Annotated in this window: 9 protein-coding genes; 1 reads left to right on the top strand and 8 read right to left on the bottom strand. The window is 69.0% G+C overall.

From position 1 onward, the window contains the following. Position 1: 1 nt before the first annotated feature. From LPA41_RS14385 to LPA41_RS14355, 7 genes are all read right to left on the bottom strand, one after another. Positions 2 to 1,492: an IMP dehydrogenase gene (locus LPA41_RS14385; protein WP_229070864.1), complete on the bottom strand. Its 1,491-nt coding sequence runs from the start codon at positions 1,490 to 1,492 to the stop codon at positions 2 to 4. Positions 1,493 to 1,636: 144 nt separating this feature from the next. Next, a complete protein-coding gene (locus tag LPA41_RS42980) occupies positions 1,637 to 2,758 on the bottom strand; it encodes a hypothetical protein (RefSeq protein ID WP_229070863.1) in 1,122 nt (373 codons plus the stop codon). Next, on the bottom strand, positions 2,755 to 3,234 hold the full coding sequence (locus tag LPA41_RS14375; protein ID WP_229070862.1) for a nitroreductase family deazaflavin-dependent oxidoreductase: 480 nt from the start codon (positions 3,232 to 3,234) through the stop codon (positions 2,755 to 2,757). Before LPA41_RS14375 ends, LPA41_RS42980 begins: the two co-directional genes overlap by 4 nt. 66 nt (positions 3,235 to 3,300) lie before the next feature. After that, positions 3,301 to 4,257, bottom strand: coding sequence for a hypothetical protein (locus tag LPA41_RS14370; protein ID WP_229070861.1), 957 nt, complete (start codon positions 4,255 to 4,257; stop codon positions 3,301 to 3,303). 102 nt (positions 4,258 to 4,359) lie between these two features. After that, the gene (locus LPA41_RS14365; RefSeq protein ID WP_229070860.1) at positions 4,360 to 11,457 is read right to left on the bottom strand and encodes a non-ribosomal peptide synthetase; all 7,098 of its coding nucleotides are present in this window, start codon (positions 11,455 to 11,457) and stop codon (positions 4,360 to 4,362) included. Further along, entirely contained in the window at positions 11,454 to 12,176 is a 723-nt protein-coding gene (locus tag LPA41_RS14360; protein WP_229070859.1) for a DUF6875 domain-containing protein, read from the bottom strand. The genes LPA41_RS14365 and LPA41_RS14360 overlap by 4 nt, the downstream gene beginning before the upstream one ends. Continuing rightward, complete coding sequence (locus tag LPA41_RS14355; protein ID WP_229070858.1) at positions 12,173 to 13,180, bottom strand: TauD/TfdA family dioxygenase; 1,008 nt, start codon at positions 13,178 to 13,180, stop codon at positions 12,173 to 12,175. Before LPA41_RS14355 ends, LPA41_RS14360 begins: the two co-directional genes overlap by 4 nt. A 238-nt stretch (positions 13,181 to 13,418) precedes the next feature. On the opposite strand from LPA41_RS14355, the gene LPA41_RS14350 reads away from it, so the two are divergent. After that, entirely contained in the window at positions 13,419 to 13,991 is a 573-nt protein-coding gene (locus tag LPA41_RS14350; RefSeq protein ID WP_229070857.1) for a GNAT family N-acetyltransferase, read from the top strand. Here the strand turns inward: LPA41_RS14350 and LPA41_RS14345 are convergent. Then, entirely contained in the window at positions 13,979 to 15,562 is a 1,584-nt protein-coding gene (locus LPA41_RS14345; protein ID WP_229070856.1) for a hypothetical protein, read from the bottom strand. The two genes, LPA41_RS14350 and LPA41_RS14345, sit on opposite strands and share 13 nt — an antisense overlap. Positions 15,563 to 15,593: the final 31 nt, after the last annotated feature.

Below are 15,593 nucleotides of genomic sequence, written 5' to 3'. Positions count from 1 at the left end.
ATCAGACGACGGTCGGCCGGTCGTTGCGGTCGACCTCCTCAGAGTTCTGTACGAAGGTTTGCTGGGAGACCGGCTCAAGGATCGCGGTGTCGTGGAACTGCCGGAGGGTGGTCGAGCCGCAGCTGATCATCGTCGACCGGATCTTGGCGAGGGTGACCTTCACGGTGTCGGCCAGGGCGCCGGAGTAGTTGACGTACCCGTCGACGCCCTCTTCGAAGACCATGTCGCCTTCGCCGTAGCGGGCGGCGTTCCGCGCGCGGGAGCTGCCTTCGCCCCAGTACTCCTTGAGAACCTGGCCGCCGGCGCCGCGGACCTTCGGTGCCGGGCTTTCGTCGAATCGGGCGAAGTAGCGGCCGAGCATGAGGAAGTCGGCGCCGAAGGCGAGCGCGATGGCCATATGGGAGTCGTGGATGATGCCGCCGTCTGAGCAGACGGGCACGTACATGCCGGTCTTCTCGGCGTAGGCGTCGCGTGCGGGGACGATTTCGGCGAGGGCGGTCGCCTGGCCGCGGCCGATGCCTTTCTGGTCGCGGGTGATGCAGATGCTGCCGCCGCCGATGCCGACCTTGACGAAGTCGGCGCCGGCCTCGGCGAGGTAGCGGAAACCGCGGGCGTCGACGACGTTGCCCGCCCCGATCCGGACGGTGCCGCCGTACCGTTCGCGGACGAACTCGATGACCCGGTGCTGCCAGACGGAGAAGCCGTCGGAGGAGTCCAGGCACAGCACGTCCGCTCCGGCTTCGACCAGCGCCGGGATCCGGTCGGTGAAGTCGCGGGTGTTGACGCCGGCGCCGACGCGGAACCGTTTGTCGGCGTCGACGGACTCAGTGCGGAACTGTTCGTGCAGTTCGTAGTCGCGGCGTTGCACCAGGGCGGTCAGCTGGCCGGTCGTGTCGACGATGGGAAGCACGTCCTGGCGGGAGTCCCAGAGCAAGGAGTTGGCCTGCTCGAGCGATGTTCCTTGCGGCGCGGTAGTCAGGTCGGCGACCGGCAGCATCCGGGCCTCGACGCTGTCGCCGGGCTGGTGGCGGTGGAAGTTGTAGTCCCGGCTGGTGATGAGGCCGAGGAAGCGGCCGGATGGTGTGCCGTCGTCGGTGACGACGACGACGTCGAGGCCGGTCTCCTTCATCAGCAGGTCGGCCTCGTGGAGTGTGGCCGACGGTTTGATGTTGACGTCGTTGTGCCGGAAGCCGGCTTTGTGACGTTTGACGGTGGCGACCATGGCGGCCTGCTCGTCGATCGGCTGGTTCTGGTGCAGGAAGGACACGCCACCGACCTGGGCGAGGGCGATCGCCAGCCGGGGTGAGGACACGGCGCCCATGATCGCGCTGACCAGCGGTGTCGCGATACGGATCGCCGACTGCTCCCCGACCGGGTGCCGGACGAGGGAGGTGGACAGGTCGACCCGGTCGGGAGTGCACTTTTCCGTGGTGAGATTCGGGAGAAGCAGGTACTCACCGAAGGTGCGGGAGGTCTCGGACAGGATCCGCACTGCTGCACTCCTTGACAGTTGATTCGCTGATGTTTGCGCTGGTTGAGCTGGTGATCGGGTGACATTACCAGTCGTAGTCGTTCGGGAAGAATCGCACATATCACCTATATGAATGACCGCAGGCGGCGGGTGATGGCTGTGCTGTCACGTCTGGCTGAGACGGGCGTAGTCGGCTGCCGCGATCGGTAGGTCGAGAGCCGGATGCATGAGTCCGGTGGTGATGTCACGCCAGAATCGGGACACCGGGTGACTGGCGTCGACCGCCGCCGTGCCCGCGGCGCGGAACAGCATGGTGGTGGTCTGGGCGATGAGGTCGGCGGCGGTGGCGTGGTAGACCCGGCATCGCAGGGTCGTTTCGTCGTCGAGATCGCCGGTGTCGGCGATGTGAGCGGCGTGGGACAGCATCGCCTCGGCGGCGCCGAGGTAGCCGACCGCCGCTCCGAGTTCCCGGGAGGTGCCGTGTTCGGTGCCTCGTCGGGTTCGGCGATGCTGCCGCCAGGTCTCGAGCATGCCCTGCGCAGCGCCGAGCAGCGGGGCGGCGAAGAAGAGGCCGAATATCGCCTCGTGCGGGACCGGCCGGCCGGTCGTGTGCTGCCCGTGGATGAGTTGCTCGCGAGTGAATGAGTGGCTCTGCGGGACGAAGGACTGCTGGACCAGCACGGTGTGGGTTCCGGTGGCGCGCATTCCTACCGCGTTCCACGTGTCGTGGATGGCGCATGCCTTCTGCGGAACGAGCATGAACCGCTGTTCGTCACCGCTGGTGGTGGAAAGTAGGGCCCACTGGCAGTGCGTGATGCCGCTGACGTAGAGCCATGGTCCGTCGAGCATCCAGCCGCCGTCGACGGGTGTGGCGGTCCCTGCCGGCCTGAGCGTGGCGGCGATCATCACGTCGGGTCCGGCGGACCACAGGTCACGTTGCCCTGCGGCTGGCAGGTGGGTCGCCATCCGTGCTGCTGAGGTCATCAGGGAGGCGCACCAGCCGGCGGAGGGATCCGCGCGGCCCAGTTGGATGAGCGGTGCGAGGCTGTCCGCGACCTGCCCGTCCGCTCCGCCGAGCCCTTCCGGCACGAAGTGCCTCAGCAGGCCACTCTCGCGGATCCCGTCGACGACTTCCCGAGGCAGGCCGTCGCGTGGAGCCGGCGACGGTGCCGATGACTCGGACAGGTCGCCGGCGTGGTCACCGTCGTCTCGGCCGGCAAGCGCAGCCGCGGCTACTGAGCGTTCTGTTGCCGCGGCCACGGCGCTCGTGATGTCGATGCCGGTCACCGCCGACCTCCTGCCGGCTTCGCCGCCGGATGCTGAGCCGTCGTCGGTTCGAGGACGACGATCGGGATCACTCGCGAGCTCCGGCTCTGGTAGGAGTCATAGTCCGGCCAGCGAGCGGTCATGATCGCCCAGCAGGTCAGGCGTTCTGCATCGGTTGCGGGGCGGGCCCGGGCGGTGATGATTCGGTTGATCACCTGCATGGTGACGTGCGGGGTCTGCAGGAGATTGAGGTACCAGTCGGGATGGTCGTTCGCTCCGGCATTGGAGGCAACGACCAGGTAGCTGTCGTGGTACCTGCCGTAGATCAAGGGCGTGCGGCGCGGTAGGCCGGTGGCTCGACCTGTGGTGGTCAGCAGCAGAGTGGGGGCGCCGTTCCACAGGTGGCCTTGGTGGCCGCCGGTCGCGGCGTAGGTGCGGGCGTGCTGGGCGATGACAGGGTGGCGGCTGTCGGTGGGCGAGATGCCGGTGGCGGTCATGGTCGGCGCTCCTGTGCTGTCGTGTCGGGCGTGTGCTGGGCTTGATGGCGAATGCAGGTGGTGGTGTCAGTTCGGCGACCACACCGTGCGGGCCCAGGCGAAGTAGGCGGCGCTCCAGCGGGCGCGTTCGTCTGCCGGGAGTGCGAGGTGACCGCCGAATCCGGCGCTCCATTCGTTCGCGATGGGCCCGTCCTCGGTCAGCAGCCAGTCGACTTGCAGGCACGCGGCGTCGAGGCTTTCCGCGACGCGGACGCTGTTGGCCTCCATACGGACGGTGGCCGTACCTCCGCTACCAGTGCCGCCTTGGCTGGTACCGGCTTGATAGGAGCCGGGCGCGGGGCGGCGGTGCTCGCTGACCACGACCTGACCGGCAACGACGAACACCCGGACATCTCCGTCGTTGGGCAGGTAGGGCTGCACGATGTACGCCGTGCCCGATTGCGCGGTGAGATCCAGCCCGGCGGCCAACTGTTCACGGGTTTCGGCCTTCAGCACTGCGAAGCCCATGCCCATTTCCCGCGGTTTGAGGATGTAGGGGCCCGCTCCGATCTGCGCGTCGATCAGCGGGAGCGCCGTGCGGGCGTACCGGCCGAACGGGACGGCGACCGTCGTCGCGGCGGGCAGGCCGAGGCTGCGGGCGTGCTGGCTGATGGCCAGCTTGTCGGTCGTCAGGTATTCCGGGGCGCCAAAGGCCTGGTTGAGCAGGATCGAATTGCTGGCCTTCACGGTGCGGTGGATCGCGGCCAGGTGACGATGCGCCTGGGGATCGCTGCTGAAGTCGTCGACCTGGAACATTTGCCGGTCCTGGAGCAGGTCGTGGCCGTGATGCCAGAGCTGCGGCCGGTCGCTGCAGCCGGGTATCAACTCGTGGTGCGGGATGGCCCGGTAGCGGAAGCCGGCCCTGTCCGCGTCTTCGGTGGAGGCGGCGACCATCCGCTGGGTGGCCCGCTCGAGGAAGGCGGGGGCGAAGTCGTCAGGCCGGTAGACGACCGTCAGCCAGGGATATTTCATGTCGATCTCCATGCCAGATCTTCCGCCCCGCGACGGGGGTCAGCAGGGGCCATGCCGGCGCTTGCCGGACCGTGGACTACCGGTCTCCGGCTGCGGCGAAGAGGCCAGATGCCGTCAGCTGTCATCGCTGCCGGGCCTTGACGGGGCGTCGAGGTAGCCGATCAGTTCGGCGGTGACGAGCAGGCTTTCGTGATCTCCCGGGATGGTTACGGCGGTGAGTTCACGGCTGTAGGGCTGCCAGGTGGCTACGGCGTCGTCGTGGTCGGGCGTACCGGTCTGCGGGACGTAGAGGGTCATCCGGCCCACCGTGGCGGTGGGTTGCCAGGCCGACATCGCAGCGTGGTCGGTCAGCCGCATCACCAGCTGGCTCAGTAGCTGCGGGTCGGCTCGGCCGGGCACGACCGGCCCGAGCAGGTCCACCAGTGCTGCCGCGCGTTGCTCGACGGGCAGCTGGCCGGTCGTGGCGAGCGCGTCGACGACCGCAGTCCGGCTCTGGTGCGGGCAGGCGTTGTGGATGTGCGAGATCAGGACGGCGTGCGGGTTGCGGGGCCGTTCGGCGCGGGGCGGGTCGAGCAGGATCACCTCGTCGATCCGGTCGCCGTCGCCGTCGGCGTGCGCCTGGCGGGCGATTTCGTATGCCAGGGGCCCGCCCAGGCACCAGCCGCCGACGACGTACCGGCCGTCGGGTTGGGCCGCCCTGATCAGGGCCAGGTACCGGCTGGCCAGGTCCTGCATCGTCGTGTCGGCACAGGCCCGGTCGCGGGGGATGCCGTAGCACTCCCAGCCGGGGCCGAGGCCGTTGACGAGGGGCAGATACCAGTCGAGCAGCCCGCCGACCGGGTGGATCAGGAACAGGGTCCGGCGGGCAGGACCGACTGCGGCGCCGGTGAGGGGGATCAGCCGGGCGGCAGCTTCGAGCTCGGCGGTGAAACGGTCCGCGACCTGGGCTGCTTGTGCCGGGTCGAGCACCGTCGGGTCGACGGAGAAGCGGCAGGTGACGGTGCCGTCCGATGCGGGGGCGACGGTGAGGTCGAACGGTGTCGGCAGCACGTTGCTCGCGCCGATCGTGGCACCCTCAGGAGCGGCGACGGGCTGCAGGAGCCGATCGGTCGAGTCGGCTGGTTGCCCGAGGTAGTTGAACGTGATCTGCGGAAGACCCGCCGCGGCCAGCTGTTGGTACAGCGCCGAGCCCGGGTTGCGGAGCACCGCGTCACCGAGCCCGGCGGCGGCGTCCGCAGCGGCGGAGGTCTGCCGGTGGATGCTGGTGGCCACATCGACGAGCCGGGCCGGCAGCCCGTCGTCAACGGTGAACAGGGCCGGATGCAGCGAGGTCAACCAGCCGACGGCGTGGTCGGCGCCTCGGGTGCCTGCCACACCGCGGCCGTGACCCTCCAGCCACACGTACAGGCCGATGCCGGTGCTCGCCGGCGTGATCGCTCGTTTCAGGGCGGCGAGCAGGACCGCGTGCGCGGTGATCCCGTGCAGGCGTGGCACCTCGAGACGCAGGTACGTGCCAGCCCGGGCCGACAGCTGCCGTGTGAGCTGGACCCGATCGGCGAGTGTGGCCGTGCCGCGCCGGCCGGTGCCGAGGCGGGGTGTGGCGGCGGCCGCCAGCGCCTCCCAGCGGCGCAGATCCGGCGCCGGCTGCACGGTGGCGGTGCTGTCGAGTGACGGTAGGCCGAGTGCGCAGCCGTGCGGCAGCGGGCGCCCGTCGGTGAGTAGCTGGTACGCGTGCTCGATGTCGGCGAGCAGCATCTGCCAGGACACCACGTCGACGATGAGGTGGTGGGCGATCAGGTAGAGCCAGCTCGCACCGGTGGGATCGTGCATGATCGTGAACGACGCGAGGCGGCCGTCGGCGATCCGGATCTGCTCGTGCAGCCCTCGCAGGGCCACCTCGAGCTGCTCAGCAACCGGGGTGCCGGTATCGGGGGGCAGGGTGTGTTCGCGGATCAGGTCGGCCGGCACCTGATCGGCCAGGACTACCGTCCACGTCTTGCCGGTGCGGGTGAATCGGGTGCGGAAGGCGTCGTGCCGGCCAGCGGTCCAGGACAGCGCTGCCCGGAGGCGGGCCAGGTCGCTGTGGGCGGGGATCCGCAACAGCCGGGACTGGTGGAAGTGGTCGGGGTCGACCAGGCCCAGGTTGATGAACCATTCCTGGATCGGTGTGGTGGCCAGGGTGGTGCCGACCGGTCGCCGGTCGGTGACCGCGATGCCCGCCGATGCGGGGCGGTTGGTGAGCAGGATGTCCAGGGCACGGACGGTAGGCGCGGCGAGCAGTTCGGCGACGCTGACGGTGACACCGAGGGCGGTGATCCGGGCCGCGGCCTGGATAGCCTGCAGCGAGTCGCCGCCGGCGGCGAAGAAGTCGTCGTCGATGCCGAGGGCCGGTTGCTGCAGGACGTCGCGCCACACTTGGGCCAGCAGCCACTGCTGGTCGGTCGAGGGGCCGTGCCCTGGCTCCGGACCGCCAGCTGCGGGCAGCGCGGCCAGCTCCTTGGCGTCGATCTTCCCGGTCGAGGTTCGGGGAAGCTGGTCGGCGACCATGAACACGGCCGGGATCATGTAGGCCGGCAACCGCTGGACCAGCCAGGCGCGCAGCCGTTCACCGAATCCGGTGTGCGAACCCGGGGTGGCGGCGTACGCGATCAGGCGGGCGGCGTCGCCGTCACCGTGGACGAGCACGGCCGCGTCGGTGACATCGGGGTGGGCGCGTAGCTGCGTGGTGATCTCACCGAGTTCGACGCGGAAACCGCGGATCTTCACCTGGTCGTCGGTACGGCCGAGGATCTCGAAACCGGTGTCGGTGAGCCGGGCCCGGTCCCCGGTGAGGTAGAGCCGCTGGCCGACGAACGGCCCGGCTGCCGGGGTGACGAACCGCTGGCCGGTCAGGTCCGGGCGCCGGTGGTATCCGGCGGCGACGCCGGGCCCGCCGATGACCAGCTCGCCGGTAGCGCCGGCCGGGGCCAGATTGCTGGCCGGGTCGAGAACCGCGACGGTGTAGTTGACCAGTGGCCCGCCCACGGTCACCCGCGACATCCGGTTGGGGCTTGCCGGGTGCAGCCGCTGCGCCGTGCACCAGACGGTGCCTTCGGTCGGCCCGTACTCGTGATCCAACGCGACCGCGGGCAGCAGCTCCGCGTGCGTGCGCACGTCCTGCGGTGTGCACGGCTCGCCACCGACAGCGACCACTTGCAACCGGGGCTGCCAGCCGGCGGGAACCGCGGTCAGCCACTGCCGGTAGAACGAGGCGGTGAAGTTGACGTGCGTGATCCCCGCAGTCTCGATCAGCACGCGCAGCGCGCTGGGGTCGCGGATCTGATCCGGGCTGTCCGGGAAGACGACCGTGCCACCGGACCAGAACGTCCACATCATCATGTGTGGGCCGACGTCGAAGATGGCCGGGAGGGTGATCAGTGTGGTGACCGGCCCGGCGCCGGTGCCGGCGTCGTGTAGGAATCGGGTTCGGGCGTGAATGGCGGTGCACGCGTTGCCGTGCGTGGTGACGACGGCCTTCGGGGTGCCGGTCGACCCGGAGGTGTAGACCAGGTAGGCGCCGTCGCCCGGTTCCACCGGTTGTGGTGCGGGCGTGGCCGAGGCGTCGAGCGGCGGGAGGTCGTCGGCGGTGACGACCGTTCTGGCTCCGACGGCGTCGGGATCCAGAACCGTGTGACCGGTGGTGATGATGATCCGGGCGCCGGCGTCGGTGAGGATCTCGCCGGTGCGGGCGGCGGGCTGGTCGGGGTCCAGGCAGACGTACAGGGCTGCGCTGCGCAGCACGGCGAGGATCGCGGTGATCAGGTCGATACCGGGCGGACAGGCGACAGCGACGACGCCACCGGCGCGTACCCCAACGGCGGCCAGACGCGCCTGCAGGACGGCGGCGCGTTCGTCGAGGTCGCGGTAGGTCCACCGGGCGCCGCGGTGGACCACGGCGACCGCGTCGGGTTGTGCGGCCGCGGCCGCGGCGAATCCCGCGTGCAGGGTGTCGTGCGGTAGTGGCTCCTGCAGGCCCCGGCTGGCGGTGAGGATGCGGCAGGTTTCGTCGGCGCCGAGCAGGTCCAGGTGCCGGACAGCCCGGTCGCTGCTGTCCGGCAGCCGGCCGAGGATCGTGGCGAACCCGGACAGCAGCCGGTCGACGGTGGCCCGGTCGAACAGGTCGGTGTCGTACTCCCACAGCACCGTCATACCGCCGGTGCCGTCGTGGTCCGGGTCGGGGACACAGACCACGTTGACGTCGCCCTTGGCGGTGGCGTTGTGCTCGATGACGAGCTGCGCCTGCACCGGCCCCATCTGCATGAGGGGACGGGGCGTGTCGTGAAACGCGAACATGACGTTGAACAGCGGATTGTGGCCGGGATCGCGCGGCCGGTCCAGGTGGGCCAGCAGGTCGAGCAGCGGAAGTTCTTGGTGGTCCTGCGCACCGAGCAGCATCGTCATCGTGGCGTGCAGCAGATCAGCGACGCCAGCGTCCGGGTCGACGTGGACGCGCAGCGGCAGCGCGTTGACGAACATGCCCAGCAGCGCGGCGGTGCCCGGCAGCCGCCGGTTGGCCAGGGCCGAGCCGACGACGATGTCGCTGCGGGCGGTGTGCTGCCACACCTGTACCGCGAACGCGGACAGGAACACCGCGAACCGGCTGACGCCGTGCCGGGCTGCGAGCTCGTCGACGCGTTGCACGACGACGGCGGGGATGTGCGTGTCGATCCGGTCGCCACGGAACGACCGGACAGCCGGGCGGGGTCGGTCCGGTGTGAACGTCGCGCCGTCGGCTGGGCAGTCGTCGAGCTGCTTCCGCCAATAGTCGGTGTAGGCGGTGAAGTCCGTGGTGGTGCGCCACCGCTGGTACCAGCTGGCGTAGTCGCGGTACTGCACCGCCAGCGTCGGCAGATCCGGATCGCGGCCTTCGACGATCGCGGTGTAGGCGTCGCGCAGCTCGGCCAGCAACAGCTGCGCGGACCAGCCGTCGTGGGCGAAGTGATGCTCGGCCTGCAGCAGCCGCCACTGGTCGTGGGCGAGCCGGAACAGGTGCCAGCGGACCAGCGGCAACGCGGCGATGTCGAAACCGACGCCGACGGCGGCCTGCATCCGGCTGGCCAGGGCCGCGTCGCGGTCCGTCCTCTCGAGGCCGGAGAGGTCGACCAGGTCGATGATGGCCGGCCAGGGCGGGTGCACGACCTGGACCGGGCCGGTCGCACTGTCGTGGAAGGTGGTCCGCAGGATCTCGTGCCGCGCCACGATGCTGGTCAGTGCCGCCTGCAACGCGTCGACGTCGACCGGCCCGTGCAGGTGCAGGGAGAACTGGGTGTTGTAGGCGCGGGCGTCCGGTGCCAGCTGGGTCAGTACCCAGATCTGTGCCTGCTGACCGCTCAGCGGATAGCTGCCGCGCGGCTCGCTTGTGCCGGGTTCGATCGTCCGGGCGGCCGGGGTCGCCTTGCGGACGAGGCCGGCGACATCGGTGATCGTGCGGGCGGCGAACAGCGCGCTGATCGGCACGTCGACCCCGTGGTCGGCGGTGATCGCAGCGGCCAGTCTGATCAGCGCCAGCGAGTTGACGCCCAGCTGCGTCAGCGACGCGCTGGGCGCCAGGCGCGGGACGCCGAGGATGGTGGCGGCCCGGGCGGCGAGGCTGCGCAGCAGCACGTCGCCGCCGTCGTCGGCATCCGCTGGGTCGTGCACCGTGCCAGCTGGGTCGGGTAGCCGGCGGTCGTCGATCTTCCCGGCTGCGGTGCGGGGAAGCTCCTCGAGGACGACGTACGTGGCGGGCACCAGGTACGACGGCAGCCGGCCGCGCAGGAACCGGTCGCAGTCGTCGATGAACGCAGGATCATCGTCGGCACCGGCACGGTGCAGGCCCGGGATCGGGACGAGGTAGGCGATCAGCGCTGCAGCGTCGCCGCCGTCCGACGCCGGACGCGGGGCGACGTGGGCCTGCATGATCGCGGGATGGCCCATCAGGACCGTTTCCACGTGCCCCGGCTCAACCCGGTGCCCGCCGATCTGGATCTGCCGGTCCGCGCGGCCGAGGAACACGAAGGTACCGTCCGGCGCCTGCTCGACCAGGTCCCCGGTCCGGTAGCCGCGTTTTCCGTCGACGGTGATGAACCGCTGCTCGGTCAGCTGGTCACGGTTGAGGTACCCGGTGGCGAGGTTCGCGCCGATGATGACCAGTTCCCCCGACCGGGCGGGCTGGCCGTCGGCGTCCAGGATCAGGTAGCCGGTGTTGCGGACCGGCGTGCCGATGCTCATCGGCGCCCGATGCCCAGTGTCGCTGTCGTAGACCACGGAGTAGCTGGAGCAGACGCACGCTTCCGTCGGCCCGTACTCGTTGACCAGCGACACCCCGGGCATCACCGCGGCATGCCGGTCGATCAGGGCAGGGCTCCACCGTTCACTGCCGATGCCCACAGCGGTGAGGCTGGCCGGGGGCTGGGCTGCGATCCGGTCGAGGAAGGCGCTGTACAGCGACGCCGGGTAGATCAGATGGGTGGCCTGGTGCCGGTTGATCAGGTCGACGGTGCCGGCGACATCCGCCAGCGGCATCGATTCGATGATCAACGTTCCGCCCGTCAGCAAGGTCCAGAACAGCACCCCGGTGGTGAGATCGAACGCCGGCGAATGCAGCAGCGGCACCCGCCCGGCCCGGCCGTACACGTCGGTGCGGGCGGCGGTCGAGTTCAGCAGAGCCGTGTGCGGCACCACCACCCCTTTCGGGGTGCCGGTGGACCCGGAGGTGTAGATGATGTACGCCGCAGCTGACGGCACCCCGGACACCTCGACGGCCGGGCCGTTGAGCAGGTCGGGGTAGGCGCACACCCGCGCCTGGGTCCCGGTCCGGATGCGCTCAGCGCGGCCGGCGCTGGTCACGACCAGCACCGGCCGCGCTTCCTCGAGGACCTGCTGCACGTAGCTGTCAGGAGCCTGCGGATCGAGCGGCAGGTAGGTGGCACCGGCCGCGAGCACGCCCAGCACCGTCGCGACGAACTCCGCAGACCGGTCGAGGACCACCGCCACGACCGGATCGCCCGCGGTGGGCACCCCGGCGCGGATCAGGCCGCAAGCCACGGCATGAACGGCGCCGGCCAGGTCGTCGTACGTCCAGGTACGCGACGCTGTGACGATCGCCGGCTCGGAGGCATACGCCTGCAAGGCGGCATCCAGCGCTTCCGCAACGGTGGGCGCGTCGACGGGGGACGGCAGTCGGACGATCACGACGAGGCTCCAGTACGGGAGGCGGTTCGAGCGGCGGCGATACGGGCGTACAACTGCGTCCGGGCGGCAGAACTGAGCCGGGCGCTGACGTGCCGGTCGAAATGCAGTAGGTAGGCGAGTCGCTCGGCCGGTGGCGTGTCGGGCTGGTCGGCGAACAGCAGGTCGTGCGGGGTCATCGTGCGCACGGCGAACATCGGCTCGGGACTGCGCATCACCGGCAACGCCCGGTTGTGCACGCTGCCGACCGTGCTGGCCTGGTGGAACTCGCCGAGCATCAGACCGTGCGCAGCGAACTCGTTACGCAGTAGCCGGTGGCCACCGTCGATGAAGTCGGCGGCGCGATCCGCCGGCAGGTCGGGGAAGAAGCCCAGCAGGGTGGTATCTGCTCGGTCCGATTGCCGGGCGAGGTCGTTGAACAGCTGCATCAACAGCCGGCCGGCGAGGACCGCCTGGTCGGCCGTGTAGGCCGGCACGTCGACCGTGGCTAGCCACACCGCGCGAGCGTGTAGCGCCGGCGCCAGCCGGGGGCAGACCGCCCCCGGCCGGCCCAGCTCGGGATGCGGCTGGGTGACGAAGTCGTCCAGCCAGCGCAGCCCGGCCTCGTACTGCGGCCACCGGCCGGCAGCCTCGTCGACATCGGAGGCCCGGATCAAGGACCCGGTGACAACCGACGGCGCCGCGTCCGTGATCCCCGCCCCGGACATCGACCTGGCGCTCACCGCTGGGACGCTCCGGCGGTCGCCGGAATCTGGGCGCCGGGCTCGTCCAGCGGCTGGCCCGCCGTGGCGTAGGACTCGAAGCCGTCCGGGCCGACCGGCACCTCACCTCGTGTCGAGGTGCGGTGCATGATCCGAACCGCGTCCTCACCCTGGAGGTGGTCGATGTCGGTGGCGGCCAGGTGCGCGGTGAACCGGTTGTCCCAGATCGCCACCGAGCCCGGCGCCCACGAGAACCGCGTGGTGTACTGCGGCCGGGTGAGTTCTTCGAACAGCATGTTCAGCAGATGCCGGCTCTCGACCGGGCTCATGCCCAGGATCCGGGCGGTCCGCGACGGGTTGACGAACAGCGCACGCTCGCCGGTCTCCGGGTGCACCCGGACCACGGGGTGCACCGCGACGCGCTGGCTGCCGATCTCCTCCATCGCCTGCCGCTCGGCCGGCACCGACGAATCCAGGTTGTGCGCTGCCCAGAAGGTGTGCTCGGCCTGCAGGCCGTCGCACATCTTCCGCACCGCCGGCGACAGCCCTTCGTAGGCGGCCACTAGGTTCGTCCAGTGCGTGTCACCGCCGAACGGGGGAACCCGCTCCGCACGCAGGATCGCGATCGCCGGCGGGTTCACGACCTGCGACGCGTCGATGTGCCAGCCGCTGAGCGCCGTGTTCCAGTTCTTGCGGAAGATGGCCTCACGGTTCGCACCGACGAGTTTCTCGTCGACCTGGGGAGAGATCGTCAGGATCTCCGGAAAGCCCTCGAGATCCGGCAGGTTCTGCGTCCGAGGGCTGGTGTGTAGCGTCCCGAACCGGCGGCCCACCGCGACATGCGACGCGTGGTTCAAGTGTTGATCCCGGAAGAACAACACCTTGTGTGTGAGCAGCACCCGACGCAGCTCAGCGACGATGGCCTCGTCGAGGTCGGCGGCCAGATCCAGATTCTCGACGTAGGCGCCGATGAACCCCGCTGCTCGCTTCACCTTGATGCTGGTAACCATTTGGCTACTTGCCATGGCCATTTCTCCTCGCCTCGAAAGAGCCCGCCGATCAATACAACTTGCACCTCCACATTCACATCCACACCTACGCATAGGAACGCCGTTCAAACGGGAATCTCTCGGGAATTTATGTGGGAACGGAGAAAGGAAAGGTGCCCTCTTGCCTGGGGAAACACCGACCTCCCCGAGGTTCCACCACCGTTAGGGCGTCGAGCCTGTGGGGGTTCCTGGCGCCCAACGTATGCTGACGAACATGCTCGATGAGGTCACCACTCACGGCGGACACGCCGATCTCGCGGCCGCGCATTTTGACGCCATTTGTACGGTCTACGACGAGGTTTTCTCGCGGCCGCCGTTCTTCTGGCGCGACGATGAATCTGTGCTGCATCGGGAACGCCTTGATCAGTTGCTGACTGATCCCAGCTTCGGGATCACAGTGGCTCTGGTGCGCCAGGACTTAGTCGGCTTTGCCTACGGGTTCACGCTGCCGGCCACCACCCGGCGCTGGAGTAACGTAACCGGGCCGCTGCCAGACGAGACCACCCGGGAATGGCCGGGCAGGACCTTCATGCTCTTCGACTTCGCGGTCCTGCCGGCGGCACGCGGTCACCGTGTGGGCAAGACGCTGCATGACCAGTTGCTGGCCAGCCGAGCCGAGCAGCGTGCCACGCTCACGGTCCAGCCGACTGCGGCCGACACCAAAGCCATCTATCAGCATTGGGGCTGGCGCCAGGTCGGCCAGATGGAAGGCGGTTCCACAGCAGCGGCACCGTTGTTCGACGTTTACCTCCGCGACTCCCTGGACGACTTGCGTCAGACCAGGTGATAGGAACGCGCGAGTGCCAGCGTCTCGCCTGCCGCCGGCTCATCGTGCCACCGTTCCAGTTGGCGCAGCCCGCCTTGCAGTGTCTGCACTAGCCGTACCGATCGGTTATGGGCGGACAATTGGACGGCGTCCGCCAGCGCGGCCGCCCCAGCGGCAACATCCGGTTTGCACTGATTCAGCCGAGCGATTCCCAGGTACGTCGATGAGATGCCGAGGTTACGCACGAACGACGAGTCGATTCCTTCCACCGCCGCCTGGGCGACCACGGCGGCCTCCTCAGCCTGACCCAGCGACAGCAGACACACCGCCTTCGTGCTTTCTAATTGCCCAGCAGTGAAGAAGTACGCCCACCGCGATTCGCCTCGCGCTTCACCGATTTCCCGTTCCGCAGTCTCCCAGGCGTTTCGGGCTGCCTGGTCACGCCGATCGCCGGCGAACGCACGGGCGGCCACGTCCGAGGCGTACGCCCGCAATCGATGGTCCTTAGTTTGCGCCGCCCAACCTTGAGCGGCCAGCGCATGATCGATACCCACCCGCGGTTGCCCGCGCCAGGTAGCCAAATGGCTCATATTGCACAGCACCAACGCACCCAACTCGGTGTTGCGGGCCTCGTGCGCATCCGCTCGGGCAGCCTCGTAATACACGCTGGCCGCGTCGAAGTTACCGAGGTCGAACGACAGCCAGCCGGCGAACCGGGACAGATTCGCTAACAGACTCAGCAATGCGTCACGGTACGTCGGACCAGCACCGACCAGGAGGCCCTGCACCAGTTCCCTTTGCGCCAGCACGGTGTTCAACGCCGCCTGTGGCCCGAGGGCATCGTCCTGGCGCATGCACCGCCAGAGGATGTCGTCGATGTGTCTGATAACCGTTGCATCGACGCGCTCTGGTTGAACGAGCGCAGCAGCGGTCCGGGCCCGCTCGTCTGGGTCGAGGTTGTCGAACAGCTCCAGGGACGCGGCAGCCGTGCCAGCCGCCCAAGTCAGCCACTGCAGCACTTCACGCCTGTTCATGGATCTTGCCCACCTGACTAAATCAGCTACCAGCTCACGATATGAGTCGTCACCGATCGCGAGCGACGTGACAGACGAAACCGTGTGGCTGACCTTGGCCAGGAGTTCTGACTGCCGCTTTTGCGGTGTCGTGACGACAGTGTCTGCCTGGCTGGCCGGTCTTACGGAGCCTGCTGCGGGCCAATCTAGTTCCTGCACTGCAGATATGTGCGCTACCGATGCCAAGCTGGCTGCAGAGCCGCGGGCCGGGCTGCTGCCACCGTAGACCGCCGCTCGATCCGGCGCCATGCCACCTGCGGATGACATATGCTGTCGACGATCATAGAAGCCGAGATCCTCATCAGTGGCGGCCTGCAGCGTTTGCCGGTATGCGTCGCGACGCGGTTGGCGCGGCCAGGTGACTTGGCCGCGTTCGATTTTGCCGATGTCGTTGTCCGATACCCGGTAGGCGTCCGGGACGAGCTGGTTGACGGCATCGGCGAGGGCCTGCCTGCTTCCGAATAGCCTCCGCCTGGCGTCGCGAAACGGCGAATTCGGCGTTGTTCCCGACTCAGACACCGTTGTCCCCTATCACCCTGGACCCGAGCTA

Origin of the sequence: Actinoplanes sp. DH11 (genome assembly GCF_020873875.1) — a bacterium.
Classification (GTDB): domain Bacteria; phylum Actinomycetota; class Actinomycetes; order Mycobacteriales; family Micromonosporaceae; genus Actinoplanes.
The sequence above is the reverse complement of the archived record's forward strand: the minus strand, read 5'-3'. Positions and strand labels throughout refer to the sequence as shown.